This window comes from Streptomyces camponoticapitis (genome assembly GCF_014646115.1).
Lineage (GTDB): Bacteria > Actinomycetota > Actinomycetes > Streptomycetales > Streptomycetaceae > Streptomyces > Streptomyces camponoticapitis.
In genome coordinates this window covers 291,855-318,066 of record NZ_BMMV01000008.1, presented here as the reverse complement: position 1 = coordinate 318,066, position 26,212 = coordinate 291,855, and the positions used below count along the sequence as shown (strand labels likewise).

General features: G+C 70.1%; 26 protein-coding genes. 9 read left to right on the top strand and 17 right to left on the bottom strand.

The features are described 5' to 3' along the window. Positions 1–71: 71 nt before the first annotated feature. The 6 genes from IEY79_RS15670 to map all read right to left on the bottom strand — a co-directional run bounded on the left by IEY79_RS15670 (position 72) and on the right by map (position 4,799). Positions 72–254, bottom strand: a complete 183-nt coding sequence (locus tag IEY79_RS15670) for a hypothetical protein (RefSeq protein WP_189108068.1) — start codon at positions 252–254, stop codon at positions 72–74. Continuing rightward, entirely contained in the window at positions 251–442 is a 192-nt protein-coding gene (locus IEY79_RS15665; RefSeq protein WP_189108067.1) for a hypothetical protein, read from the bottom strand. Before IEY79_RS15665 ends, IEY79_RS15670 begins: the two co-directional genes overlap by 4 nt. Beyond that, positions 439–768, bottom strand: a complete 330-nt coding sequence (locus IEY79_RS15660; protein ID WP_189108066.1) for a hypothetical protein — start codon at positions 766–768, stop codon at positions 439–441. Before IEY79_RS15660 ends, IEY79_RS15665 begins: the two co-directional genes overlap by 4 nt. A 123-nt stretch (positions 769–891) precedes the next feature. Beyond that, positions 892–2,145 (bottom strand): helix-turn-helix domain-containing protein, encoded by a 1,254-nt coding sequence (locus IEY79_RS15655; protein ID WP_189108065.1) that lies wholly within the window; start codon positions 2,143–2,145, stop codon positions 892–894. Positions 2,146–3,633: 1,488 nt separating this feature from the next. Then, positions 3,634–3,792, bottom strand: coding sequence for a hypothetical protein (locus tag IEY79_RS15650; RefSeq protein WP_189108127.1), 159 nt, complete (start codon positions 3,790–3,792; stop codon positions 3,634–3,636). Between the two features lie 149 nt (positions 3,793–3,941). Beyond that, positions 3,942–4,799: a type I methionyl aminopeptidase gene (map, locus tag IEY79_RS15645; protein WP_189108064.1), complete on the bottom strand. Its 858-nt coding sequence runs from the start codon at positions 4,797–4,799 to the stop codon at positions 3,942–3,944. Positions 4,800–4,869: 70 nt separating this feature from the next. Here map and IEY79_RS15640 point away from each other — a divergent pair, with 70 nt between their 5' ends. After that, positions 4,870–5,097 (top strand): hypothetical protein, encoded by a 228-nt coding sequence (locus IEY79_RS15640; RefSeq protein WP_189108063.1) that lies wholly within the window; start codon positions 4,870–4,872, stop codon positions 5,095–5,097. Positions 5,098–5,117: 20 nt separating this feature from the next. Here the strand turns inward: IEY79_RS15640 and IEY79_RS15635 are convergent, their stop codons facing one another. Together IEY79_RS15635 and IEY79_RS15630 are read right to left on the bottom strand one after the other, a co-directional pair. Beyond that, positions 5,118–6,443 (bottom strand): MFS transporter, encoded by a 1,326-nt coding sequence (locus IEY79_RS15635; RefSeq protein ID WP_189108062.1) that lies wholly within the window; start codon positions 6,441–6,443, stop codon positions 5,118–5,120. A gap of 87 nt (positions 6,444–6,530) precedes the next feature. Next, the gene (locus IEY79_RS15630; protein ID WP_189108061.1) at positions 6,531–7,160 is read right to left on the bottom strand and encodes a hypothetical protein; all 630 of its coding nucleotides are present in this window, start codon (positions 7,158–7,160) and stop codon (positions 6,531–6,533) included. Between the two features lie 179 nt (positions 7,161–7,339). Between IEY79_RS15630 and npdG the strand changes: the two genes are divergently transcribed. Beyond that, positions 7,340–8,050, top strand: coding sequence for an NADPH-dependent F420 reductase (npdG, locus tag IEY79_RS15625; protein WP_189108060.1), 711 nt, complete (start codon positions 7,340–7,342; stop codon positions 8,048–8,050). Between the two features lie 125 nt (positions 8,051–8,175). Further along, entirely contained in the window at positions 8,176–8,412 is a 237-nt protein-coding gene (locus IEY79_RS15620) for a hypothetical protein (protein ID WP_189108059.1), read from the top strand. On the opposite strand, the gene IEY79_RS15615 is transcribed toward IEY79_RS15620, so the two are convergent. After that, the gene (locus IEY79_RS15615; protein ID WP_189108058.1) at positions 8,405–9,205 is read right to left on the bottom strand and encodes a site-2 protease family protein; all 801 of its coding nucleotides are present in this window, start codon (positions 9,203–9,205) and stop codon (positions 8,405–8,407) included. The genes IEY79_RS15620 and IEY79_RS15615 overlap by 8 nt on opposite strands. A gap of 190 nt (positions 9,206–9,395) precedes the next feature. Between IEY79_RS15615 and IEY79_RS15610 the strand changes: the two genes are divergently transcribed. Continuing rightward, the gene (locus tag IEY79_RS15610; RefSeq protein WP_189108123.1) at positions 9,396–12,770 is read left to right on the top strand and encodes an AfsR/SARP family transcriptional regulator; all 3,375 of its coding nucleotides are present in this window, start codon (positions 9,396–9,398) and stop codon (positions 12,768–12,770) included. A 63-nt stretch (positions 12,771–12,833) separates the two neighbouring features. Here the strand turns inward: IEY79_RS15610 and IEY79_RS15605 are convergent, their stop codons facing one another. From IEY79_RS15605 to panB, 3 genes are all read right to left on the bottom strand, one after another. Next, positions 12,834–13,694: an ABC transporter permease gene (locus tag IEY79_RS15605; protein ID WP_189108057.1), complete on the bottom strand. Its 861-nt coding sequence runs from the start codon at positions 13,692–13,694 to the stop codon at positions 12,834–12,836. Then, positions 13,691–14,713, bottom strand: coding sequence for an ATP-binding cassette domain-containing protein (locus IEY79_RS15600; RefSeq protein WP_189108056.1), 1,023 nt, complete (start codon positions 14,711–14,713; stop codon positions 13,691–13,693). Before IEY79_RS15600 ends, IEY79_RS15605 begins: the two co-directional genes overlap by 4 nt. A 239-nt stretch (positions 14,714–14,952) precedes the next feature. Beyond that, positions 14,953–15,813, bottom strand: coding sequence for a 3-methyl-2-oxobutanoate hydroxymethyltransferase (gene panB / locus IEY79_RS15595; protein WP_189108055.1), 861 nt, complete (start codon positions 15,811–15,813; stop codon positions 14,953–14,955). Positions 15,814–15,988: 175 nt separating this feature from the next. Between panB and IEY79_RS15590 the strand changes: the two genes are divergently transcribed. From IEY79_RS15590 to IEY79_RS15580, 3 genes are all read left to right on the top strand, one after another. After that, positions 15,989–17,650, top strand: coding sequence for a DHA2 family efflux MFS transporter permease subunit (locus IEY79_RS15590; RefSeq protein WP_189108054.1), 1,662 nt, complete (start codon positions 15,989–15,991; stop codon positions 17,648–17,650). A gap of 95 nt (positions 17,651–17,745) precedes the next feature. Further along, complete coding sequence (locus IEY79_RS15585; RefSeq protein WP_229700884.1) at positions 17,746–18,405, top strand: TetR/AcrR family transcriptional regulator; 660 nt, start codon at positions 17,746–17,748, stop codon at positions 18,403–18,405. 195 nt (positions 18,406–18,600) lie between these two features. Further along, the gene (locus IEY79_RS15580) at positions 18,601–19,626 is read left to right on the top strand and encodes an endonuclease/exonuclease/phosphatase family protein (RefSeq protein ID WP_189108052.1); all 1,026 of its coding nucleotides are present in this window, start codon (positions 18,601–18,603) and stop codon (positions 19,624–19,626) included. A gap of 16 nt (positions 19,627–19,642) precedes the next feature. Here the strand turns inward: IEY79_RS15580 and IEY79_RS15575 are convergent, their stop codons facing one another. The 5 genes from IEY79_RS15575 to IEY79_RS15555 all read right to left on the bottom strand — a co-directional run bounded on the left by IEY79_RS15575 (position 19,643) and on the right by IEY79_RS15555 (position 24,019). Continuing rightward, entirely contained in the window at positions 19,643–21,403 is a 1,761-nt protein-coding gene (locus IEY79_RS15575) for an NAD+ synthase (protein WP_189108051.1), read from the bottom strand. A gap of 126 nt (positions 21,404–21,529) precedes the next feature. Further along, positions 21,530–21,949, bottom strand: coding sequence for a CBS domain-containing protein (locus IEY79_RS15570; RefSeq protein ID WP_189108050.1), 420 nt, complete (start codon positions 21,947–21,949; stop codon positions 21,530–21,532). 212 nt (positions 21,950–22,161) lie between these two features. Beyond that, the gene (locus IEY79_RS15565) at positions 22,162–22,848 is read right to left on the bottom strand and encodes a DUF305 domain-containing protein (RefSeq protein WP_189108049.1); all 687 of its coding nucleotides are present in this window, start codon (positions 22,846–22,848) and stop codon (positions 22,162–22,164) included. Further along, complete coding sequence (locus tag IEY79_RS15560) at positions 22,845–23,498, bottom strand: thioredoxin-like domain-containing protein (protein ID WP_189108048.1); 654 nt, start codon at positions 23,496–23,498, stop codon at positions 22,845–22,847. Before IEY79_RS15560 ends, IEY79_RS15565 begins: the two co-directional genes overlap by 4 nt. A 77-nt stretch (positions 23,499–23,575) precedes the next feature. Next, positions 23,576–24,019 carry a hypothetical protein gene (locus tag IEY79_RS15555; RefSeq protein WP_189108047.1) on the bottom strand — a complete coding sequence of 148 codons (444 nt, stop codon included), beginning with the start codon at positions 24,017–24,019 and terminating at the stop codon, positions 23,576–23,578. Positions 24,020–24,156: 137 nt separating this feature from the next. Here IEY79_RS15555 and IEY79_RS15550 point away from each other — a divergent pair, with 137 nt between their 5' ends. After that, positions 24,157–24,684, top strand: a complete 528-nt coding sequence (locus IEY79_RS15550; protein ID WP_189108046.1) for a MarR family winged helix-turn-helix transcriptional regulator — start codon at positions 24,157–24,159, stop codon at positions 24,682–24,684. Positions 24,685–24,847: 163 nt separating this feature from the next. Next, the gene (gene glnA2, locus IEY79_RS15545; protein ID WP_189108045.1) at positions 24,848–26,209 is read left to right on the top strand and encodes a gamma-glutamylpolyamine synthetase GlnA2; all 1,362 of its coding nucleotides are present in this window, start codon (positions 24,848–24,850) and stop codon (positions 26,207–26,209) included. Positions 26,210–26,212: the final 3 nt, after the last annotated feature.

The following is a 26,212-nucleotide window of genomic DNA, read 5'->3' as shown; positions in this document are numbered from 1 at the left end:
CGCCGCACCTGGCCCCGCAGGGCTGAGAGGGGGTTCGGTCCCGCAGAACGCCAGGAGATCGGCCACGACTCCTACCGCAAGGAACGGGGGCCCCACCCGATCTCATCGCGGAGTTCGCGAACGGTCTTGAGAAGCCGGGTGGCCATGCCGCAATACGCGTGGAAGGTCGCGCAGTCGGTGCACTTCCCGGAATGGGCGAGATACGCGTCCCACGCCGTCTCTTCCTGGCTTTCGAGTGTCGGAGCGGCAGTCATGAGGTCATCCCCAGGGCGCGTTCGGCGTCCGCGGTGGTCGCGGCGATATTGGCACCGGTACCGCAGATCACGCCCGGCGTACGGCACAGGACGCACCGCATCTGATGGGTCTCCAGATCAAGGGCCGACCGAATCACGATTGCCCGTAGTGCTGCCTTTTCCTCGGGTCCTGGCGCGGGCGTGCTCATGCGTCCACCCTCACCAGGTCACGAGCTGCCTTCCACTCCTCCAGGAGCGCGTCACCGGCTCCACAGGACCGCCCGACCGCACGGCACCCGCAGACCTCAAGATGTGCCATGTACCGGCCGTGAGCTTCGTTCGCGGCGTGCTCTAGGAAGTCGCCCACGCTCATTCTGACCACGACCGTGATCCGAGCATCCAGCGCTCCTTGTGCCATGGCCTTGAGGCCCCGTCGCTGGAAGTTGTCCCGGAGATCCAGAGCCTTCTCGATCTCCGCTCTCGTGCGTTTGGTGAGCTCATGCCGCGCCCGTGCCGTCCGGCTGAAGTTCCTCACGTAGATGGCTCCTTGCTGAGCTGTCGGCCGTACCCCCGGACCGCCGTGAAGCGGTTGCGGGGTCTGGCTATCGACGCTAGGAGCGTGTGAGACCTGACGGGGGCACAGATTGTGCCCCCTCGTTCATGCGGCCAGGAGCCCCATCTTCACGGCAAGAGCGGACGCGCGACGCCTACGCTCAGGGCTCTTCGACTCGGCCTCTTCCAACACGATTCGCTTCGCGAAGCCGTTGTACTTGATCGTCTCGGGTGCTGCTTCGTGTGCCTTGTCGAGCGTGACCAGTGCTACGTCGGGCTGTCGGTCGAGGTGATACGCGCGCGCCTCTTCAATGCGGTGCCTCGCCCTGCGGGGGCGGGACGGGATGGTCGCGGCATCGGCTGCCGTCGCTTGCCGTACGGACTCGCCCCCCGCGTGAAGTTCTACAGCGACGGTCACCGCATGGGCGCCCATGATCGCTTGGGAGAAGGATGTGACAGGGTCGAAGTAGTTCACAGGCAAACGTGCGGCCATGTCTCGCGCCTGGTCCCAGTAACGCCATGCGACACCCGTCTCACCACGCCGCGCGGCCGTGTATCCGGCTTCGAAGGTGAGCGCACCGGCGATCGCCAAGACGGAGTCCTGTGCCTCAGGCAACAAGGGTTCCAGGTACCTCAGACTCTCAAGATTCACCGCGTCTGCCGCATCGAAGTGCGCGGGGCCGGAGTCCCGATGCGCCTGTGCAGCGAGCCACGCGGCTACCCCGATGGCACGGGGATCCTCCGATTCCTGGGCAGCGATCAGACTGCGTTCGGCGACCCTCCACAACAGGGGCGCGTCAGGCTGGTACGCCACGAAGAACTGAGCCAGCGAGTAGACCTCGGAGAGCACGGCCTGCGCTGAGCGCAGTTCTGACACATGCTCAGCCTGCCGGACACCCGAGTGCGCGTCTCGGATCAGATCCGGCAGCAAAGCGCCCACAACGTCCCTGTGGTTGGGGGCGGAGTGCCTTGCGGCCCATGCGCGGGCGAGGCGAGCGCGAAGGTGCGCGGTGTGCGGCGCCTCTCTCTGCGGAATGGCCAGGGGGTACGCGTCGATTGCGGCTTTGACGGCTGCCAGCCGTGGATGTCCTGGGCCGGCGAACAGATCGATGTGGACGCTCTGGTCTCCGGTGAGTTCGGATAGGTCCCGAACTCGCAAGATCTCAGCAATCCGGAGGATGACCTCAAGCTTGGGAGTCTTGAGCCGTCCGCTCTCCACCCCCTTGACCCATGATCCGGTGCGACCGAGCAACCCACCGAGCTGCTCACGGGTCACGCCCCGCCGCGTGCGCAGGATCTGAAGTCGCTGGCCGAAAAGCAAGAGATCGGCATACGGGTCAGGGGTCGCGTCTGGAGACATCACAGGCCTTGCCTCTCCTGGCTGCACAGGTCGTCACTGCTCAGAGTAGAGGGAAGTGATGCTCTCCGGGTCTCGGTGCCTTGTTGGATCCTGCGACCGCAGGCAAGAGGGACCCCGCCTGTGGGGCCCTTTGTATTGCGATCAGGCGACGTTGCCGTCCCACACTCTTCGTTGGTGAGCGTGGAAGACTTGAGACAGTTCAACCTGAAAGGGCATGCGAAATATGTGTCCGTCTATTTGGCTGCCTTGACAGTGACGCTCCGGGCGAACCAGTCGTTGCCCACACGGCCCTCCTTGATTTCCTGGGAACACTTCTCAAGTCGTTCGGAATGATTGGGGTTTGTAGAAAGTTCCGTCGCGGAGCATGGCGAAAAGAAGGACACCGGCCCGGCGTCGGGCGAGGCAGAGCAGGGCCTGGGCCCCTCGGCCGAGCTAGTCGGCGCTGGTGTGTCGAGACCTCGGTGCGCGTCTCGCACCTGCTGTGGATCTCTGTCACGAACTGACGTTGTTGCGGTCCCGCGTGGAAGGCCTTCGGGCCGTCCCAGTCGCCGACTTCAGTGGCGTCGGATCGGACGGGGGCAGTGCTGGGCCCGGACGTCAGACAGCCCCGCTTGTAGGCACGCGGGGCTTCTGTGTGGCTGCGCCGGGTGGAGCTTGAGGAACGAGCGGGACCTGTTCGTGTCGATGTCCGGGTACGCCGGGGCGATGATCTGACGTGTGGAGTGTCAAGCGCACTGGACAAAGGCGCTACCTTGGACGGCGCGGCGGACTGTGTCACCAGCCCGCCGCACGGTTCACGTGTCCTTAGGCACCAGTCACAGTCTGGTAGCCGACGAGGAGCATGAGCCCTGTCACGAGCAACACCGTGATCAGGCGAACGGTCTGGTTGGGACACGCAATGGCCTGCCGGACCGTTCGCCAGAATTCCTTGAACAACATCTCGGTTCTTCACCCCCTCTTGTCTCGGGCCCATGTCTACCGCACCATCCCGACACGGAAGTTGGTTGAACTTCCTGTGCGCCGTGCGGGGGACCGCTGAGCAACGGAGCTGTAGGAGACCACAGTTCGGGCGGAGCCCGCCGACTACCCCCGTCGTAGATCTGGGCTTCAAATCTGTGAAGCGTCACAGATCCGCTCACCTCTACCTAGGCTTTCCAAGTTCGGTGGGGGCTCCGACGTGCTGATCCGCCGGACCCGTGTTCAATGTGAGTTGTAGCCGGAGTGGCCGGATCCTGACTGGCCTCGGGCCGCCGAACTTGCCGCCCGCGTGCAGCTTTGTCATAGCGACCTCGAAGGGCAGGGAAGAGGGCCAGGCCGAGCGGGCCTGTGAGTGGGGATCAGCCGTGCCCCTCCCCTTCCTGACGGCCGGCGTTGCCCTTGGCGTGCCGTGTCGGCCTCGATCTCCATGCGCTTCGCGATAGGTCTGGGTACCGCGTGCGGAAGTTGTCGCCCTTGACGTACTCGGGGTACGGCGTTTCACTCGACGGATCACGGCCTCTCCTCCTTCAGGACGTTCGGGAGGTCGTTCGGCAGGTCCGTGTCGCTCTTGTCGAACTCATCGATGAGCAGTACCCGAGGCAGTTCGTAGGGCGAGTCCGCAGCGAACGGACAGCCGTGGATATCCCACCCTCTGTACTCGGCGGACACCCGGCGTGAAGGTGTCCGCCACTTCGCATCGACTAAGTCAACTAGTTCCCGACGTCCTGTCGGTAAAAGGAATACCTACTGACCACGGGGGGACACCCGCCACCGGTGTGGCCCCCGCGGAGGGCTGAGCAGGTCGGGAGTGAGCGGGGTCAGGGCAGGGTCAGGATGTCCGCGCCGGTGTCCGTCACCACGAGTGTGTGCTCGAACTGGGCCGTCCGCCTGCGGTCCTTCGTCACCACGGTCCAGCCGTCGTCCCACATCTCGTACTCGTGGGTGCCGAGCGTGAGCATCGGCTCGATGGTGAAGGTCATGCCCGGCCGCATGACGGTCGTGGCGTGCGGGCTGTCGTAGTGCGGGATGATCAGCCCGGAGTGGAACGACGAGTTGATGCCGTGCCCGGTGAAGTCGCGGACCACGCCGTAACCGAAGCGTTTGGCGTACGACTCGATGACGCGGCCGATGACATTGATCTGCCGGCCGGGCCTGACGGCCTTGATGGCCCGGTTCAGTGACTCACGGGTCCGCTCGACCAGCAGCGTCGACTCCTCGTCGACGTCGCCGCAGAAATAGGTGGCGTTGTTGTCGCCGTGCACGCCGTTGATGTAGGCGGTGACGTCGAGATTCACGATGTCGCCGTCGCGCAGCACGGTTGAGTCCGGGATTCCGTGGCAGATGACCTCATTGACCGAGGTGCAGAGCGACTTCGGGAACTCGCGGTAGCCGAGGGTGGAGGGATACGCCCCGTGGTCGACCATGAAATCGTGCGCGACCCGGTCGAGCTCGTCGGTGGTGACGCCGGGCGCGATGTGCTTCGCGGCCTCCTCCATCGCCTGGGCGGCGATCCGGCCGGCGATCCGCATCAGCTCGACGGTCTCGTCGCTCTGCACCTCCGGCCCGGTGTACGGGGCCGGCTGAGGCTTCCCGACGTACTCCGGGCGCCGGATCTTCGCGGGAACGGAACGGGCGGGAGAGAGCTCCCCGGGCACGAGCAGTGACTGGCCAGACATACAAGCGAGTCTAACCAGCGTTCAAAAGCTGTCGGTGGGGCAGCATGGCGTTCAGAGGAAGGAGCCGACGATGGCCCTGTTCAAGAAGCGCACGGTGGGCAAGCCGGGCGAGTGGTACTACTGCCTCGAACACAAGAAGGTCGAGGAGGGCCCGGACTGTCCGGCCAAGGACCGCTTCGGCCCGTACGCCTCCAGGCAGGAGGCGGAGCGCGCCATGGAGACGGCGGCCGAACGCAACGTCGACTGGGAGACCGACCCCCGCTGGCACGACAGGCAGGAGGGGCCGCCCCCGAACTGACCCCTCCGGCTCGTCCGGCGTCAGGTGACCACCCCTGGCGCCGGGACCTCGGCCGCGGCCCCGTCCGCCGCGGCCAGCTGCGCCTCCTGGCGGGCCTTGCGGCGCAGCGCGTCCTCGTCCGTCTCCGAGTCGTACGTCATCAGCTTCGGCAGCACCGCGGCCAGCAGTCCCACGGCCACCACGCACGCCACCCCGCCGCTCCAGATCGCCGGGCGGGTGCCCGTCCAGCCGGCCACCGTGCCCGCGCGGACCTGGCCGAGCTGCGGGCCCACGCTGTACGACAGCACCTCCAGGCCCGCCAGCCTGCCCCGCAGTTCCTCGGGGATCGTCTGGTTCCAGATCGTGGAACGGCCCAGTCCGCTGAGCATGTCGCCGGCACCCGCCAGGACCAGGCAGAACAGGACCAGCCAGATGTTCGGCATCAGGCCCGCGAAGGTCATCGCCAGGCCCCAGCCGCCCGCGCCCAGCACCACCATCAGGCCGTGCCGCCGGATCTTCGACGCCCAGCCGCTGGTCAGGCTGACCAGTACGGAGCCGAGCGGGATCGCCCCGTACATCAGCCCCAGCGCCCACTCCGCCTCCAGGTCCTCGGCAAGGAAGGGGAAGATCGCGAGCGGGAAGGCGAAGAGCATCGCGCTCAGGTCGACCGCGTACGTGCCCAGCAGCACCGGCTTGCTCCACGCGTAACGGGCGCCCTCGGCGATCCCGCGCAGCGACGGCTTCCCCGCCTCCTTGGAAGGCGGCGCGGGGCGCAGCCGCAGGCACATCAGTACGGAGGCGATGAAGCCGGTCACGGTCAGCGCGTACGCCGTCGCCGTCCCCGAGAGCGCGACCACGACACCGGCCACCGCGGGCCCCGCCACCGCCGCTGTCTGCCAGCGCAGCGCGTTGAGCGCGGCCGCCGCAGTCGTCTGGGCGTGCGGCACGATCCGGGCGATCAGCGAGTCCAGCGCGGGCCGCTGGATGCCCGAGAGCGCTGAGACGCCCGCGGCCACGACGTACAGCGGCCAGAGAGCCGGCCGGGGCAGCAGCGCGTTGATCAGCAGGACGACCGCGAGCAGCCCGAGGCACGCCTCGGAGAGCAGGATCAGCTTGCGGCGGTCGACCGCGTCGGCGAGCGCACCGCCGTACAGGCCGAAAACGATCAGCGGGACCAGCTCGACCGCGCCCATCGCACCCACGGCGAGAGGCGAGTTGGTCAGATCCTTGATCTGGAGCGGCAGCGCGATCATGGCCATGGAGCTGCCGAAATACGTCACCAGACCCTGGATCCACAGGAGTCGGAACTCGCGCAGCGTGCGCAGCGGGGTGAGGTCCGGCAGGATCGCGGTCAGCTTTCTGGTCACGAGAGGCCATGTTCCGTCGTGGCGGTCACGCCGGGCAACTCCTTTAGCCGCCCGCCGCCGTCCCGGACGCGCGCGACGACGGCGGCATCACCAGCGGGCGGGCGGCGGTGACGTCAGCTGGTCGACCAGCCGTGACAGCCGGTCGCGGAAGCGGCGCCTGCCGCGCGCCGCCGGCAGCCCGTTCTCGCCGGCCGCCGCGCTCACCAGGTGCTGCACCATGTCGAGGTCGATGCCCGACGCGCCCTCCCGGGAGTCCTCCGGCACCGGCGGCGCGATCGTGAGCGCGTCGTGCGCCAGCCCCACCACCTCGGAGTCCCCGCTTCCGAGCGACAGCACCGTGGCCCCCGCTCGCCGCGCGTCGTGCACCCGCTCCAACAGCCCGCCGTCCGGCCGCTCCGGCGCCACCAGCAGCAGCGTCTCGCCCCGTCCCGCCGCCTGGAGCCTGCCGAGCCCGACGGCCAGGTGCGGCGGTTCGCCGGGCCGTACCCGGTGCCGTACGAGCAGGGGGGTCAGCTCCGGGCGGCCGGACCACGCGGCCTCGTCCACCAGGTGCGCTGCCATGTGCCACGGCTCGTACACCCGCGTCCCCACCAGCAGCAGCCCGCCACCTTGCGGCACGACGGATGACCGCAGGGACGCGGCGAACCGCCGGGTCGCGGCCGGCCACTCCGTACCGGCCAGGACTTCACGGAGCAGGGCGACGCGTACGGCATCCATGGGCCGGGATCCTGCCGCAGCGCGGGACCCCGCGCCGGGGGTCCGCACGGCATCACCCGAACGAGCCATTCCGGCTGTGCGTGCGCCGGGCGGGAGTCCCGCAGGGACCGCGAGGGGGCGCGAGCGGCCCGCGAGGGTCGCGCCGAGCACCTCCCACACCGACAAGTACTGTCAAGGTCATGACTTCTACTGACAGTGGCAGCACGCCGAAGCCCCCCGCCAAGGACCCCTGGGAGCTTCCCGATGTCGCGGACCTGACCGTGGGTGTTCTCGGCGGCACCGGCGACCAGGGGCGCGGGCTCGCCTACCGGCTGGCACGGGCCGGGCAGAAAGTGATCATCGGCTCCCGCGCCGCCGAGCGGGCCGGGACGGCCGCCGCCGAACTCGGCCTCGGCGTCGAGGGCGCCGACAACGCCGAGTGCGCGCGCCGCAGCGACATCGTGATCGTCGCGGTGCCGTGGGAGGGCCACGCCAAGACGCTGGAATCGCTCAGGGACGAACTCGCGGGCAAGCTCGTCGTCGACTGCGTCAACCCGCTCGGCTTCGACAAGAAGGGCGCGTACGCGCTGAGGCCGGAGGAGGGCAGCGCCGCCGAACAGGCCGCCGCCCTGCTGCCCGAGTCACGCGTGACCGGCGCGTTCCACCATCTGTCCGCCGTGCTGCTCCTGGACCCCGCGGTCGGACAGATCGACACCGATGTGATGGTGCTCGGCGAGGTGCGGGCCGACACCGACATCGTGCAGGCGCTGGCGGCGCGTATCCCCGGTATGCGGGGGGTGTTCGCGGGGCGGCTGCGCAACGCGCACCAGGTGGAGTCGCTCGTGGCGAACCTGATCTCGGTCAACCGCCGTTACAAGGCGCACGCGGGTCTGCGCGTCACCGACCTCTGACGACGGGGACGGGACGGTGCGCCGGGACCTGACCGCCGTAACGCCGGGACCGGCCGCCGGACCGCCGTAACGCCGGGACCGGACCGCACGGGCCCGGCCCCTCCGCATCGGAGCGCGGACCGGGCATGGGGGACACTGGACGGGCGCCGTACGCACGCACCACGCCCTCGACAGGAGCCGACCCCATGCCCCGCCTCGCTCTCTACGCCCTCGTCTTCTGCCTCCTGGCCATCGCCGCGGCCGTGGTGTCCTTCCTGCGGGGGAACTGGCTCGGTGTCGTCTGGGTGCTGCTGGCCGGGCTGTCCTCGAACATGGCGTGGTACTACCTCCGCAAGGCGAGGACCGCGCCGCGCGCTAGCTGACGAACGACTGGCACAACTCATCACGAGTCGTCCAGAACCGGTAGAAACTCTGACCGCAGTAGGTTTCGAGATCGCTGATGCCGAGCCCGCTCAGGATCGCGTCGATCCCGTCGAAGAACGCGACGTTCACCTCCGGGATGAAGAGGATGCCGAAGACCGCGATCAGTCCGAACGGCGCGAACGGCTCCACCTGGGCGCGGACCTTGCGCGACAGCCACGGTTCGATCACGCCGTAACCGTCAAGTCCCGGCACCGGCAGGAAGTTGAGGATCGCCGCCGTCACCTGGAGCAGGGCGAGGAACGCGAGCGCGAAGCGGAAGAGGAGCGGCACACCGTCGAGCAGGCCCAGCCAGAAGGGCGCGGTGCAGACGACCGCGAACAGGAGGTTCGTCAGCGGGCCCGCCGCCGAGATCAGGCTGTGCCGCCAGCGGCCCCGGATCCGGCTCCGCTCGATGAAGACCGCGCCACCGGGCAGACCGATACCGCCCATGATGACGAAGACCACAGGGAGCACGATGCTGAGCAAGGCATGGGTGTACTTGAGGGGGTTGAGCGTCAGATAGCCCTTGGCGCCGATGGAGATGTCACCGCTGTGCAGGGCGGTGCGCGCGTGCGCGTACTCGTGCAGACAGAGCGAGACCACCCACGCGGATGTGACGAAGAGGAAGACGGCGATACGGGCGTCCGACGCGAAGTCGGTCCACACGGCCCACCCGGTGACGGCCATGACGGCGGCGATCCCGAGGAAGACGGGGCTGATCCGCCGGTCGCGACGGGAGGGTGCGGTGGTCATTCGCGGCTCCTGAAGGGCGCGGGCGGCGGGTGCGGGCGGGGGCGCTGGCGGGGCAGGGCGTGCCTGACCGTACAGGCGACACGCCGAGAACGTCTCGCGTGCGGGAGTCGGTTCCGGCGAGGGTGGGCGTTACGAGGGGGAGAGGCGGCACATGGCGAGCGAGAACGTGGGGAAGCGGTCGGCCGACCGGATGGTCGTACCGGACAATGGTGGGGTGCGTTACCGGCTTCTCGGCCCCACAAGGGCGCTGCGCGCCGACGGCACTCCGTACGCCGTCGGCGGACCAAGGCTGCGCGCGCTGCTGACAGTGCTGGCGCTGCGCCCCGGCCGGATCGTCCCGGCCGCCACGCTCGTCAGTGAGGTCTGGGACGGCGACGCGCCCGCGGACGCCGCCGGCGCGCTCCAGGCCCTGGTCAGCCGGCTCCGCCGGGTGCTCGGTGCCGGGACGGTCGTCTCCGACAGCGGCGGGTACCGGCTGTGCGCCGCCCCCGAGGACGTGGACCTGTACCTCTTCGAGCGGCTCACGGCCGAGGGCACCAGGGCCCTGGACGACGGAAGTCCCGAGCGGGCCGCCGAACTGCTGGACGAGGCCCTGGGGCTCTGGCACGGCCCGGCCCTGTCCGACCTGCCCGACCGCGGGGCCGAGTCGGCGCGCTGGGAGACCCGCCGGCTGGCCGCCCGCCGCGCACGGCTCACCGCCGCGCTCGCCCTCGGCCGGGCGGAGGAGGCGCTGCCGGAGCTGGCGGCGCTCTGCGACGACCACCCGATCGACGAACTGCTCCAGGCGCTGCGTATCCGCGCGCTGCGCGCGGTGGGGCGTACGGCCGAGGCCCTGTCGGCCTACGAGGACGTCCGCCGTGACCTCGCGACCCGCCTGGGCACCGACCCGGGCCACGAACTTCGCTCGCTGCACAAGGAGTTGCTGAGCCCGGACGACGACGGGAACGGCGACCACCCGCGCCGTACGCCCCGGACGGGGCCCGCGGCCGCGGTCGACGGGACCGCGCCCGGCGCTCACACACCGCACCAGCCGGACGCCGCGCTCCCTTCTTCGGCCGGCAACCTTCGCGTCCCCCTCACCAGCTTCGTCGGCCGGGACACCGACCTGGACGCCCTCCAGGGGGACCTCCGCGACGCCCGCCTCGTCACCCTGCTCGGGGCCGGCGGCGCCGGGAAGACGCGGCTCTCGCAGGAGGCCGCCGCCGCGGCCGACCCCGGGGACTGGCCCGACGGGGTGTGGCTCGCCGAGCTCGCGCCCGTGGACGACCCCGAGACCGTGCCCGAGGCCGTACTCCTCGCCCTCGGGGCGCGCGAGACCGTGTTGCGCGGCGCCGGGGCCGAGGGGCTGCGGGCCGTCGACCCCGGCGCCAACGACCCCCTCGTACGGCTCGTCGAGCACTGCTCCCGCCGGAACATGCTGATCCTGTTCGACAACTGCGAGCACGTCGTCGACGCCGCCGCCAGGCTCGCCGAGGAACTGCTCGCCCGCTGCCCCGGCGTGACCGTCCTCGCCACCAGCCGGGAACCGCTCGGTGTGCCCGGCGAGGTCGTACGCCCCGTCGGCCCGCTGCCCGGACCGATGGCGCTTCGCCTGCTCGCCGACCGCGGCGCCGCCGCCCGGCCCGGCTTCCGTACGGACGAGGACCCGGCCGCCGCCGACGAGATCTGCCGCCGGCTCGACGGGCTGCCGCTCGCGATCGAACTGGCCGCCGCCCGGCTGCGGATGCTCACCCCCCGGCAGATCGCCGACCGCCTCGACGACCGTTTCCGCCTGCTGACCGGCGGCAGCCGCACCGTACTGCCCAGGCAGCAGACGCTGCGCGCCGTCGTCGACTGGTCCTGGGACCTCCTCGACTCCGCGGAGCGGACCGCGCTGGGCGCCCTGTCCGTCTTCGCGGGCGGCTGCGACCTGGCCGCCGCCGAGGCCGTGTGCGGGCCCGACGCGCTGGAACTCCTCGGCTCGCTCGTCGACAAGTCCCTCGTGGTCGCCGCCCCCGCCCCGGACGGGGCGATGCGCTACCGGCTGCTGGAGACCGTCCTGGAGTACGCCGGTGAGCGGTTGGACGAGTCCCACGGCCGCGCCGCCGCCGAGCACCGCCATCTCGTGCACTTCCGGGAGCTGGCCCGGCACGCCGACCCGAAACTGCGCGGCCCGGAACAGCTCCTGTGGATCGAGCGGATCTCGGTCGAGTACGAGAACCTGCGCACGGCGCTGCGGCACGCCGTCGCGGCCGAGGACGAGCACGAGGCGCTCTGTCTGGTGCACTCCCTCGCCTGGTACTGGCACATCCGCGACATGCGCACCGACGCCCGGCACTGGTCGGGCGCCGCCGCCGCACTGGGCCCCGACCCCTTCGACCCGCCGGTCTCCCCGGCCCCGCCGATCTTTGAGCGGTGCACGGACGCGCCGCCGCCGATGGCGCCCGAGCAACTGATCGAGGCGCGGCGCGGGGCCCGGCTGATCAACCTGTCCAACATGAACCACGACCTCGACGTGTGGACCTCGCCCGAGGCCCTGGAGTGGCTGCGCCGCGTCAGCGAGGTGTACCGGCCCGGTCTGCCGCAGACCTGCCGTACGCCCGGCTCGCTCTGGTTCTTCTCGATCCTGCTGACGGGGCAGTCCGACCGGCTCCGTGAGGTGACCGACGCGACCGTCAAGGCGTGCCGGGACCTCGGCTACGAGTGGGAGCTTGCCTCCGCCCTCCAGGTGCGGGCCAACATCTTCGCCAACCGCACCGAGTGGGTCGGCGACGCGGGCCGGGACGCCGAGGAGAGCCTGGAGATCTTCACCAGGATCGGTGACGCCTGGGGCGCGGCGGAAGCCCTGTCGGCCCGTGCCGAGGCCTTCGAGCGCAACGGTGAGTTCGAGCGCTCCGCGGACGACTTCCGCGCCGCCATCGACAACGCCCGGCTGCTCGGCGCCGAGGCGCAGATCTCGCTCCTGCGCACCCGTCTGGCGGGTGTGATGATGGAGATGGGCGCAGGTGACGAGGCCGAGGCGATCCTGCGCGAGATCCTCGCCCAGACCGACCGGCGGGACTACGAGGCCGAGCCGGCCGCCCGGCTCTATCTGGCGATGTGGCTCGGCCGCACCGGACGCGCCACTGAGGGCCGCCGTGTACTCGACGTGCTTCGCGACGACTTCAGCCGCTCCAACCTCGCCCTCTTCGAGGGGTTCGTCTTCGGTCTGCTCTCCTGGCTGGAGAATCTCGACGGGCAGTACGCGGAAGCGCTCGACCGGTCACGGCAGGCCCTGGACCGTACGCGCGACCCGATGTCGCGGGTGGTCGCCCCGCAGATGCCGGCCGTTCATCTGCTGACGGCGGGCTGGGCACTGGCCGGACTCGGCGGCCCGCAGCGCGTACGGGACGGGGCGCGCCTCGTGGGCGCGTACGAGGCGCACCTGCCGCGGGGCCACTACACCAACGGGCAGGAGCGTGAGTGCCTTGCGGGTGCCGATGCCACGATCCGTGCCGGGGGGCTGGAGGGCGCCGACTACGAGAAGGCACTCGCCGAGGGTCGCGCGCTCACCCTCGACGAGGCCTTCGAAGTGGCCGGCGCCTGAGGCGCCTTCGGAGCCGCCCCCCTGAGGCACCCCCCGGTCGGCCTCCCTGTGAGAGGCCCGGCGTCAGGTCTTCTTGCGGAACTTGGCCACCGCGATCGGCGCCGTCACCACCGTGATCACCGCCGACCAGGCCAGCGTCATCCACAGGTCGTGCGCGACCGGCCCGCCGATGAACAACGCGCGCGCCGCGTCGGCCAGATTCGACAGCGGGTTGTAGTCCGTGAAGTTCTGCAGCCAGCTGGGCATCGTGGACGGCGGGGTGAAGATCGAGGACCCGAACTGGAGCGGCATCAGCACCAGGAAGCCGACCCCCTGCACGGCCTGCGCCGTCTTCACCGTGAGACCGATCAGGATGAAGATCCACATCAGGGACGCGCCGAACAGCAGCGAGAGCCCGATCGCGCCCAGCACCTGGAGCGGTGAGGTCTCGACCGACATACCGAGGATGAAGCCCACGATCAGCAGGATCGCGAAGGCGACCATCATCCGGCCGACCTCGACCACGATCTTCGCGATCAGGACCGACGACCGGGCGATGGGCATCGTCCGGAACCGGTCCATGACCCCCTTCTGGAAGTCCTCGTTTATGCCGCTGCCCACGGCCATCGAGACGTTGAGCCCCATCATCGCCATCAGACCGGGGACGAGATAGCTCACGTACTCGGACTGATTGCCCTTGCCCGCGACGGCCCCGCCGAAGACGAAGACGAAGAGCAGCGTGAAGACGATCGGCATCAGCAGGACGTCGAACATCGACTCCGGGTCCTGCTTGATCTGAAGGGCGTTACGGCGCGCGAGGGCGCCGATGTGCCGCAGATTGGCCCGCAGGCCGATCCGGCCCTCGTCGGTGACGGGCCGGACGGTCCGTTCGGTCCGGGTGGGCGGAGCGGGCTCCGTCACTTTCGTCGTTGTCGCCGTGCTCATGCCGCGGCCCCCTTCAGCTGCGCGTCGGTCGGTGTGCCGTCGGACTGCTCGCTCGCCTTCTCGCCCGTGATCGCCAGGAACACCTCGTCCAGGCTGGGCAGATGGGTGCCGATGTGCGCGATGTCGAAACCGCGCCCGCCCAGCAGCCCGATGACGGCGGTCAGTTGCACGTCGGCGAGGATCGGCACGAAGAGCATTCCGTCGTGGATCTGCGACCCCGCGATGCCGTCCAGGCCGGTCTCGCTCAACGCCCGCGCCATCTCCGGAAGTTGGCCGGGATCGCTCGGACGGATCTCCAGGGTCCGGCCGCCGACCTTCGCCTTCAGCTCGTCGACCTTGCCGCCCGCGACGACCCGGCCGCGGTCGATGACCGTCAGCTCGCTCGCGAGCTGCTCGGCCTCTTCCATGTACTGCGTGGTGAGCAGGACGGTCACGCCGTCGGCGACCATCCGCTTGACCTCCGCCCACACCTCGTTACGGGTGCGGGGGTCGAGACCCGTCGTCGGCTCGTCCAGATAGAGCACCGCGGGCTGCCCGATCATCGACGCCGCGAGGTCCAGGCGCCGGCGCATACCGCCGGAGTACTGGAGCACCGGCTTCTTCGCCGCCTCGGTGAGCGAGAACCGCTCCAGCAGCTCGTCGGCCCGCTTACGGGCGGCCGGCCTGGGCAGGTCGAGCAGCCGCCCGATCATGTACAGGTTCTCCCAGCCGGCGAGCTTCTCGTCGACCGACGCGTACTGCCCGGTGAGGCCGATGGTGCGGCGTAGCTGTCGCGGCTGCTTCACGACGTCGAAGCCGGCGACGACGGCGGTGCCCGCGTCGGGCAGGATCAGGGTGGACAGGCAGCGTACGAGGGTGGTCTTACCGGCGCCGTTGGGGCCGAGGACACCGAGGACCGTGCCCTCACGCACGTCCAGGTCCACGCCGTCCAGCGCCTTGGTCGCACCGTAGTGCTTGACCAGGCCCCGCACCGTGACGGCCGTGGTGCCGTCGGCAGGGATTGTGTCGATTCGCGTCATGCCGAGGATCCTGGCAGGCGCCACTGACAAGGCACCGACAGACGACCGACAGCCCGCCGACAGACGACCGACAGCCCGCCGACAGGCGGCCGTCGGTCACCAGGGCCCCCGGGAACGCCGACAGCCCGCCGATGGGGGATGTCGGCGGGCTGTCTTCTGGTGCGGCAGTGGCTGCGGGGGTGGGCCCGGGCCCTGTCCGGCGGACCTGCGGGCGGACGGCGCTACTTCGAAGACACGACCTAGTGGAAGGTGTGCTCCTCCTGCGGGAACGTTCCTCCCACGACCTCGTCCGCGAACGCCTTCGCGGCGTCGCCGAGCGTCTGCCGGAGGTTCGCGTACTGCTTGGTGAACCGCGGCACCTTGCCACCCGTGAGACCCACCATGTCGGTGTACACGAGCACCTGCGCGTCGGTGTCCGGACCGGCCCCGATGCCGATGGTCGGGATGTCCAGCGAGCGGGTGACCTCCGCGGCGACCTCGGCGGGCACCAGCTCCAGGACCACCGCGAACGCGCCGGCCGCCTGCGCCGACTTGGCGTCGTGCAGCAGCCGGTGAGCGGCCTCGTCGCCGCGGCCCTGCACCCGGTAGCCCAGGGTGTTCACCGACTGCGGCGTCAGGCCGAGGTGCGACATGACCGGGATACCGGCCTGGACGAGCAGCTCCGTCTGCGGCAGCGAGCGCGCCCCGCCCTCCAGCTTGACCGCGCCGACCCCGGCGTCCTTGACCAGCCGGGTGGCGCTGCGCAGGGCCTGGACGGGGCCTTCCTGGTACGAGCCGAAGGGAAGGTCGCCGACGACGAGGGCGCGCTTGGTGCCCCGTACGACGGCCGCGGAGAGCATCGTCATCTCGTCGAGCGTGACCGGTACCGTGGTCTCGTAGCCGAGATGGACATTGCCCATCGAGTCGCCGACGAGCATGACCGGGATGCCGGCCTCGTCGAAGACGGACGCGGTCATCGCGTCGTAGGCGGTGAGCATGGGCCACTTCTCGCCGCGTCGCTTGGCGGCGGCGATGTCGTGGACGGTGACGCGGCGGGTGCTGGTGCCGCCGTAGAGCGACTTGGTGTCGCCGGAGGGGTTCTGCGCAGCCTCGGACTTCATGGCGTACGGCTCCTTCGTCATCTCGAGGCGCCCTGACGGCGTCCCCGGACCGAGTCCATGGTGGCATCCGATGACCGTCGACGGGAAGTGGGGCTGCTCCGACCGGGCGGGTCGGTTGGGTAAAGAATTTACAATACGAGACGGTCTCGTATTGAAATGGGCATACGCTCGGGCCATGTCCACACCGTCACCCTCCTCCACCCCGCCGCCGTCCGTACCGGTATCCGGGCCGGCCGGCGCCCAGGGCGCGGCACCCCGGGTCCCCGAAGCCATTCACCGCCGCCGCTGGGCCATCCTCGGCGTGCTCATGTTCAGCCTGCTCATCGTGGTGCTGGACAACTCGATCCTGAACGTCGCGGTCAAGACGATCGCGAGCCCCGAGCCCGACGGACTCGGCGCCACCCAGAGCGAGCTCGAATGGGCGATCAACTCCTACACCCTCGTCTTCGCCGGCCTGCTCTTCACCTCCGGTCTCCTCGGCGACCGCGTCGGCCGCAAGAAGGTACTGCTCTTCGGCATCGCGGTCTTCGGTGTCGGCTCCGCCCTCGCCGCGATGTCCGGATCGCCCGGTGAACTCGTCGCGTACCGCGCTCTGATGGGCTTCGGCGCCGCCTTTGTGATGCCCGCCACCCTCGCCGTCCTGATGAACGTCTTCGAGCGTGACGAGCAGCCCAAGGCCATCGGCATATGGGCCGGCAGCGTCGGACTCGGCATAGCCATCGGGCCCATCACCGGCGGCGTGCTGCTCGAACACTTCTGGTGGGGCTCGATCTTCCTGATCAACGTGCCGGTCGTGATCGTCGCGCTGATCGCGATGGTGGTGCTGGTCCCGGACTCCAGGGACCCGAACCCCGGCCGGGTCGACCCCGTGGGCGTACTGCTCTCGATCGTCGGTCTCGTCCTGCTGGTGTACGGGATCATCCGCGCGGGCGAGCTCGCCGACTTCACCGACGCCACGGTGCTGGCCTCGGTCATCGGCGGTCTGGCCGTCCTGGCCGCGTTCGTCGTGCACCAGAAGCGCAGCGACCATCCCTCGATCGACATGTCCTACTTCAAGAAGCCCGCGTTCTCGGCGGCGGTCGCCGCGATCGCGCTGGTCTTCTTCGCCCTGATGGGCGTGACCTTCTTCTCGGCCTTCTACCTCCAGAGCGTGCGCGGCTACAGCGCGCTCGACTCGGGCCTGCTGATCCTGCCGCTCGCCGTGGCGCAGATGGTGTTCGCACCGCGTGCCCGGCTCGTCGTCGACCGGTTCGGCGCCCGCGCGGTCTGCACCGGCGGCATGCTGCTCGTCGCGGCCGGCCTGGCCGCGTTCTCCCTGTTCGACGCCACCACGCCCGTCTGGGTGCTGTGCGTCGTGTTCTTCGTCCAGGGCGCCGGAATGGCCCACATCATGCCGCCGGTGACCGTCGCCGTCATGCAGGCCCTGCCGCGCGAGAAGGCCGGCTCGGGATCCGCCATCAACAACACCTTCCGCCAGGTGGGCGGCGCGCTCGGTATCGCCGTACTCGGCTCGCTGCTCTCCACCACCTACCGCGGCGAGATCGAGGGACACCTCGGCGCCGTCCCGGCCGCCGCGCGCGACACGGCCGGGGAGTCGATCGAGGCGACCATGGCCGTCGCGGGGGGACTCGGCCCCGCCGGCGACGCGTTGGTCTCCTCCGCGAACGACGCCTTCCTGACCGCGATGCATGTCACGGCCCTCGGTTCGGCCGCTGTCGCGCTGGTCGGTACCGCCGTGGTGGCGCTCTTCATGCCGGGCCGTACGGCTCCGGAGGGGCCGACCCTGAAAGAGGCGTCCGACCCGCAGGCCGAGCCCGCACCCGCCCTGCGCGACTGAGCGGGCGGTCGACCACGCCCGCCGGCGTCGGCGACAATCGACCGGATCGGGCGCGGCGTACGGCGGGCGTGGTGAGCAGGGCGAAAGGTGAGGCAGTGCGAGGGCAGGAACAGGGCGAGGAACGGGAGCCCAGGCGGGGCCGGCCGCGCAGTGAGGCGGCCGAACGCGCGATCCTCCAGGCCGTGGTGCGGCTTCTTGAGGAGGGCGAGCCGCTGGCCGGGCTCTCCATCGAGCGCATCGCGCGGACGGCGGGCGTCGGCAAGGCGACGATCTACCGGCGCTGGCGCGACAAGGAGGAACTCTTCGTCGACGTCCTGCGTGACATGGAGCCGCCGGAACCCGCCCTGTCGGGCACCTCGGGCCTCGCCGACATCCTCATCTGTCTGGAGTCCCTGCGCCACCGCGGCCTCGCCCAGCGCAACTCGACCCTGCTGTACAGCGTTTTCGCGCAGATGAAGAGCCACCCGAAGCTGTGGGGGGCGTACCACGCCACCGCGATCGAACCGCGGCGGGCCGCGATGAGGGCGGCGGTCAGCCGCGCCGTCGCCGCGGGTGAACTCCGGGACGACATCGACGTGGAGCTGATGGACGAACTGTTCGCCGGCCCCATGCTCGTACGCACCATCCACCGCAAGGACGCGCCCCTGGACGACGACCTCTCCGAGCGGATCATCCGTGCGCTGCTCGAAGGTCTGCGCCCCAGGGAAACCCCCCGCGACACGGCCGGGGAAACGGCCGGGGGGACGGCGAACTGACCGCCCGCCGGGTGCCCGCGCCGTACGTGCCTGTTCCGTCAGAGCGACCGGTCGTCCGCCCGCGTCCGGAACCCGCCGCCCCTCGCCACTCGTCCTTGTGCCCGTACGGCCGTCGTGGGGGGACGGCAGGGAAAACGCCCGTCATCGCCTAGGGTCGATGGCGGGCGTGCACGGCAAGGCAGTGAGGCAGGCGGAATGACGCAGGAGTACACGGCTGAGTCCCGGGTGGACGGCCCGGAGGACAACGACCCTCCCACCGGCCGGTTCCGGGCTTTCGTCGACCGCTGGCGCGGCGACCCCGGGATCTGGCGGAGAGGTGTCGTCCTCGCGGTGCTCGCCGTCCTGACGGCGCTGCTGATGATCCTGCACGCCCAGATCCCCAACCGCATCGGCAACTTGGGCTCTCTCATGGAGACGTTCCTGCCGTGGCTGGGACTGCTCATCCCGGTGCTTCTCGTGGCCGCGCTGGTACGGCGCTCCGCCACCGCGCTGATCGCGCTCCTGTTGCCCGCCGTCGTCTGGGTCAACCTCTTCGGCGGGCTCCTCCTCGGCAAGTCGGGCGGCGGCGGCGATCTGACGGTCGCCACGCACAACGTCAACGCGGAGAACTCCGATCCGGAGGGAACCGCGCGCGGGATCGTCGAGTCGGGCGCCGACGTGGTCGCGCTGGAGGAGCTGAAGGCATCGGCGGTTCCCACGTACGAGAAGGAACTGGCCGGGACGTACAAGTACCACTCGGTGCAGGGCACGGTGGGGCTCTGGAGCAAGTACCCGATGAACGGCAGCCGCCCCGTCGACATCCGGATGGGCTGGACCCGCGCGATGCGCTCCACGGTGACGACACCGCAGGGCGAGGTCGCCGTGTACGTGGCGCACCTGCCGTCCGTACGCGTCAAGCTGCACGCCGGCTTCACCGCCAACCAGCGCGACAACAGCGCCGACGCGCTCGGTGAGGCGATCGCGGACGAGGAGATCCAGCGGGTGGTGCTGCTGGGCGACCTCAACGGCACGATGAACGACCGCTCCCTGAACGCCGTGACGTCGCAGATGCGTTCGACCCAGGGCGCCGCCGGTGACGGCTACGGTTTCAGCTGGCCCGCGGCGTTCCCGATGGCGCGGATCGACCAGATCATGGTCAAGGGCGTCGAGCCGATGTCGTCCTGGACGCTGCCCCGGACGGGCAGCGACCATCTGCCGATCGCCGCCCGTATCGAACTCTGAGTCCGGCGCGGTCTGTTCAGCGGGTCGGCGACTCCCGCCAGCGGTTCGTGATCGGCAGCCGCCGGTCCTTGCCGAAGCCCTTGGCGGAGATCTTCGTACCCGGCGGATACTGCCGCCGCTTGTACTCCGCCGTGTCCACCATGCGCAGGGTCTTCGCCACCAGCTCCGGGTCGAAGCCCGCCGCGACGATCGCGTCCTTGCCCTGGTCGCGGTCGACGTACATCGCCAGCAGCCGGTCCAGTACGTCGTAGTCCGGCAGCGAGTCCGTGTCGACCTGGCCGGGGCGCAGTTCGGCGCTCGGCGGCTTGGCGATCGAGTTCTCCGGGATGGGCGGGGTCTGGCCGCGCTCCACGGCGGCGCGGTTGCGCCAGCGGGCGAGCCGGAAGACCGTCGTCTTGTAGACGTCCTTGATCGGGCCGTACGCGCCGACGGAGTCGCCATACAGGGTCGAATACCCCACTGCCAGCTCGGACTTGTTCCCCGGCGCGAGGACAATCTGGCCCTCCTGGTTGGACAGTGCCATCAGCGTCGTGCCGCGCAGCCGCGACTGGAGGTTCTCCTCCGCGAGTCCCGTCAGGGAGAGCGAGTCCATGTACGCGTCGAACATCGGCTCGATGGGAACGGTGCGGAAGTTCAGCCCCGTACGGCTCGCCAGCTCGGCCGCGTCGCCGCGCGAGTGGTCCGAGGAGTACTTCGACGGCATCGAGACGCCGTAGACGTTCTCCGCGCCGAGCGCGTCGCAGGCGATCGCGGCGACGAGGGCGGAGTCGATGCCGCCGGAGAGACCGATCAGGACGGACCTGAAGCCGTTCTTGGCCGCGTACGCGCGCAGGCCCACCACCAGGGCGGAGTAGACCTCCTCGTCGTCGTCCAGCCGCTCCGCGTAGCCGCCAGCCAGCTCCGGCTCGTAGGCGGGGACGGGCTCCTCGGAGAGGACGACGTGGTCGACGCGCAGCCCGTCGTCCACGACGCCGCCCGGCCGCTCGGCGGCGGCCGCCGGCAGATCGAGGTCCAGGACCACACAGCCCTCGGCGAACTGCGGCGCGCGCGCCACGACTCCGCCGTCCCTGTCGACGACGATCGAGTCACCGTCGAAGACCAGCTCGTCCTGGCCGCCGATCATCGCCAGATACGCGGTGGTGCACCCGGCCTCCTGGGCGCGCTTGCGGACGAGTTCGAGGCGGGTGTCGTTCTTGGCCTGCTCGTACGGCGACGCGTTGATCGAGAGCAGCAGACCGGCCCCCACCGACCGGGCGGCCGGGACCCGGCCGCCGTCCTGCCAGAGGTCCTCGCAGATCGCGAGCGCCACGTCGATGCCGCGCACCCGTACGACGGGCATGGTGTCGCCGGGCACGAAGTAGCGGTACTCGTCGAAGACGCCGTAGTTCGGCAGATGGTGCTTGGCGAACGACAGCGCCACCCCGCCCCGGTGCAGCACCGCGGCGGCGTTCTGCGGGGAGCCGGCCGGACGGCCGATCCGCGGCCGGTCCCGCTCGGACCGGTCGAGATAGCCCAGCACGACGGGCAGCTCGCCGAAGCCCTCGGCGGCGAGCCGCGCGGCGAGCGCGCGCAGCGCGTCGCGGGACGCCTCGACGAAGGACGACCGCAGCGCCAGGTCCTCGACGGGATAGCCGGTCAGCACCATCTCGGGGAACGCGACGAGGTGCGCGCCCTGCTCGGCGGAGTGCCGGGTCCAGTGCACGACCGCCTCGGCGTTTGCGGCGAGATCGCCGACGGTCGAGTCGATCTGATTCAGAGCGAGACGTAGTTGAGGCACGCCTCCACTGTAATCGTCTTTCTGACGCGATGGGCTGGTGGGGCGGGTGCGGGGCGTGTGTGAGCCCTGCCACGGGGCAGCGGCCCGCACACCTTCCCCAGGCCCGTCCGGTGCGTGCGCGGCGCCTCAGCCGGTCGCGTAGATCCGTTCCACCCACGCGGCGATCTGCGCGTCGCTGAGGTGCTGCGCCAGGTCCGCCTCGCTGATCATGCCGACGAGGCGCTTGTTCTCGATCACCGGCAGCCGGCGGATCTGGTGCTCCTGCATCTCGTGGAGCACGTCGTCCACGTCCGCGCCCGCGTCGATCCAGCGCGGTGTGCCGTGGGCCATCTCGGCCGCGGTGGTCTGCGCCGGGTCGTGGCCCATCGCCACACAGCCGACGACGATGTCGCGGTCGGTCAGGATGCCCGTCAGCCGCTCGTCGACGTCGGCGATGGGCAGCGCGCCCACGTCCAGGTCCCGCATGAGCTGCGCGGCCCGGTCCAGGGTCTCGTGCGAGGGGATCCAGTCGGCGCCGGAATGCATGATGTCTTTGGCGGTGGTCATAGGGTTCGTCCCTCCTGAAAGCCGTCCGCCCCGAGCGCACCCATCGTCATGGGGCCGTACGGGTGTACGCGACCGCTGTCACCCGAACGGGTGAATCGCAGGTCCGGCGAGGGCCGCGCGTACCGCGGATACGGCGCCGCCCCCGCCCGCGGAGACGATCTCCACGGACGGGGGCGGCGGTGCGCCTCGTAGCTCGCGCGTCACGCTCCCGGTCAGGTGCGCGGCTTCGCGCCCCGGGCCTTCAAGAGGTCCGCCATCAGGTCCAGTTCGGACTGCTGCGCCGTCACCATGCCCTTGGCCAGGGCTTTCTCCGTGTCGACCGTGCACAGGTCGGCGCAGCCCCGGGCCATCATGACGCCGCCCTTGTGATGGTCGGTCATCAACTGGAGATACAGGATCTCCGCCTTCTCGCCCTTGGCGGTCCTGAGTGTCTCCAGCTCCGTCTTCGTCGCCATGCCCGGCATCAGCGAGCCGTCACGGACCTCGTGGCCGCCGTGGTCCATGCCCTCCATGCCGGCCATGTCGTCCATGCCCGCGTGCTCGCCGCCCCGCTCCATCCAGGCCATCGGCTTCTGGTCCGTGGAGACCTTCGGGAGGTCCCACATGTCGAGCCAGCCCAGCAGCATGCCGCGCTGGTTCGCCTGGGTGTTGGCGATGTCGTACGCGAGACGGCGCACCTCCTCGTCGTCCGTGCTGTCCCGCACGAGGAACGACATCTCCACCGCCTGCTGGTGGTGGACCGCCATGTCACGCGCGAACCCCGCGTCCGCCGAGTCCGCCGTCGGCGTGGCCGCCGCGCGGGGCGAGTCGTCGCTTCCCGCCGAGGCGACCGTGGCCGCCCCCGCGAACAGGAGCGCGAGAACGACCGCGGTGATGGCGGCCCAGCTCGTCCGGGTCACTGGGCGTCGATTCCGCCGGTGCACGCGGCGCCCGGCTCAGGCGTCTGCGGGCCCTGTACGTACTTCGCGAAGAACTGGTCGACGCGCGGGTCCTTCGCGCTGTCCACGGTGACCTGCTTGCCCCACGCGGTCAGCATGATGGCGCCGGCCTGCTCCTTGACGGGGCTCATCAGGGAGTACTGCGTCTTGCCCACGAGCTCGCCGAGCGCCTTCACGTCGGCCTCGGGCGCCTTGTCGTTGTAGGTCACCCAGACCGCGCCGTGCTCCAGCGAGTGCACCGCGTTGACGTCCGGCACGGGCTCCTTGTAGACGTCGCCCGCGCAGTTCAGCCAGGCCTGGTTGTGGTTGCCGCCGACGGGCGGCGTCTGCGGGTACTTGACCGCCTCGGCGACGTGGTCGCGGCCCAGCTTCTCGGCGTCCCAGGACTTCTCGCCCTTCACGGGCTCGGCCGCGGCCTGTTCCTGCTCCTTCTTCTCCTCGGACTCCTTGTTGAGCACGAACGCGCCGAAGCCGACGAGCGCCGCGACGACGACCGCGCTCGCGGTGATCGTGATGATGCGGTTACGGCGCTCACGCACGCGCTCGGCGCGGCGCATCTGCTCTATTCGGGCCTTGCGCTCGGTGCTCTGGGTCTTGGACTTGGAAGCCATGGTGTCTGTTCGTCCTTCTCGAAAACCTGCGGAACGGGGGTGGGGGATTCGGGTACCCGGTGGGGGCGCGGGCCCGGCTACGTCCGCAGTACCTGAAGGACGTGGAGGTCCGGCGCGCGGGGAGACGCTCCGGACCGGGCCACCTGGCCGGTGCTGGGCGGCAGTGCGAGATGCGCCGGGCTCACGTCGCCGGTGCCGAGCGGGTCGGCGGGGTGCGGCGCGGTGAGCACGGCCGGAGACAGGTGCGGGAGGAAACGGCAGCCGCTCGGGTCGTACGGGCAGGTGTACTCGGGGGCGGCGGCGGGCCGTGCGGCCGTGCCCTCCACATCCGTACGGAGGGTGATGCCGGTGCGCGGGGTCTGCGCGGGCGCTCCCGCCGCAGCTTTTGCCGCCGGCGACGAGGCGGCCGAGTGGTGCGTGTCGACCGGGGTCAGACAGAAGTAGAGCGCGGCGAGCAGCGTCGCCACGGCGCTGGGCAACGCCGTGGGACGCGCGTGACGTAGGCGCTGTCGTCCCCCCATGGGCGCAGATCGTAGTCCGTACAGGTGGCCGAGCAGGAGTACGCGGGCGGTACCGAGTCCGGAACGTGCCGTGGGGGTGGCACAACCCGGCCGTACGGGAGGGGTCCGCCGAGGCTCCGGCGCGGTACAAAGAGGTCATGGCAGACCCTCCGGAACCTCAGCCGAGCGAGCCCGACGTCGACGCCGTGACCCGGGCGGTCCTGATCGCCTCACGGCTGCTCGTCGCGGTGTCCGTCCGTTCCCTGACGGCTGTCGAGGACCGGGTCACCCTGCCCCAGTTCCGGCTGCTGAAGGTGCTCTCCGCGCACGGCGGCGCGAACCTGGTGTCGCTCGCCGAACGGCTCGGGGTGAATCCGTCCACCGCGATGCGGATGGTCGACCGGCTCATCGCGGCCGGGCTCGCCGAGCGCGGGGTCAATCCCGGCAACCGGCGGGAGACGGTGCTGCGGCTCACGGACGAGGGCCGCACGCTGGTCTCGGACGTCTCGGCGGCGCGCAGACGCGAGATCACGGCGATCGTCGAGCGGCTGGCGCCCGAGCAGCGTACGGCGCTCGTGGAGGCCCTCACGGCGTTCACCGAGGCGGGCGGGGAGCGGCCCATGCCGGGCGACGACGGGGAGCCCTATCCGCTGGGCTGGTCGGACACGGCGGCTCCGCTCCACTGAGGCCCCCCGGACGCGCGGAGCACAGGGCGCGTGTCTGACAATGCTTTAGTACGCCGGTGTGCAACCTTCCGGAAATCCTGTGGTGTCATGCTCGGGTGCCCCGGTGTACTCGGCAGCGTGGGAGCAGGCGGCCTGACCGGCAAGGATGGGTAGGACAGCAGATATGGACAAGCAGCAGGAATTCGTCCTCCGGACCCTCGAGGAACGCGACATCCGCTTCGTACGCCTGTGGTTCACCGATGTGCTCGGCTTCCTCAAGTCGGTCGCCGTCGCCCCCGCCGAGCTGGAACAGGCATTCGACGAAGGCATCGGCTTCGACGGCTCGGCCATCGAGGGATTCGCGCGGGTGTACGAGTCGGACATGATCGCCAAGCCCGATCCCGGTACCTTCCAGATCCTGCCGTGGCGCGCGGAGGCCCCAGGCACCGCACGGATGTTCTGCGACATCCTGATGCCCGACGGCTCGCCCTCGTTCGCGGACCCGCGCTATGTCCTGAAGAGGATGCTCGCCAAGACCTCGGACCTCGGCTTCACCTTCTACACCCACCCCGAGATCGAGTTCTTCCTCCTCAAGGACAAGCCGGTCGACGGCACCCGCCCGACCCCCGCCGACAGCTCCGGCTACTTCGACCACACCCCGCAGAACGTGGGCATGGACTTCCGCCGCCAGGCGATCACCATGCTCGAATCCATGGGCATCTCCGTGGAGTTCAGCCACCACGAGGGCGCTCCCGGCCAGCAGGAGATCGACCTGCGGTACGCCGACGCGCTCTCCACCGCCGACAACATCATGACCTTCCGCCTGGTCATGAAGCAGGTCGCGCTGGAGCAGGGAGTCCAGGCGTCCTTCATGCCGAAACCGTTCAGCGAGTACCCGGGCTCCGGCATGCACACCCACCTCTCCCTCTTCGAGGGGGACCGCAACGCGTTCTACGAGTCCGGCGCCGAGTACCAGCTCTCCAAGGTCGGCCGGTCCTTCATCGCCGGACTGCTCAAGCACGCCGCGGAGATCTCGGCCGTCACCAACCAGTGGGTCAACTCCTACAAGCGCATCTGGGGCGGTTCCACCCGCACGGCGGGCTCGGGCGGCGAGGCCCCCTCCTACATCTGCTGGGGCCACAACAACCGCTCCGCCCTGATCCGCGTCCCGATGTACAAGCCCGGCAAGACCGGCTCCGCGCGGGTGGAGGTCCGCTCCATCGACTCCGGCGCGAACCCCTACCTGACGTACGCGGTGCTCCTGGCCGCCGGCCTCAAGGGCATCGAGGAGGGCTACGAACTCCCCGCGGGCGCCGACGACGACGTATGGGCCCTGTCCGACGCGGAGCGCCGCGCGATGGGCATCGAGCCGCTGCCGCAGAACCTCGGCGAGGCGATCTCGCTGATGGAGCGGAGCGAACTGGTCGCGGAGACGCTGGGCGAGCACGTCTTCGACTTCTTCCTGCGCAACAAGAAGCGCGAGTGGGAGGAGTACCGCTCCGAGGTCACCGCCTTCGAGCTGAAGAACCTGCTGCCGGTGCTGTAGAGC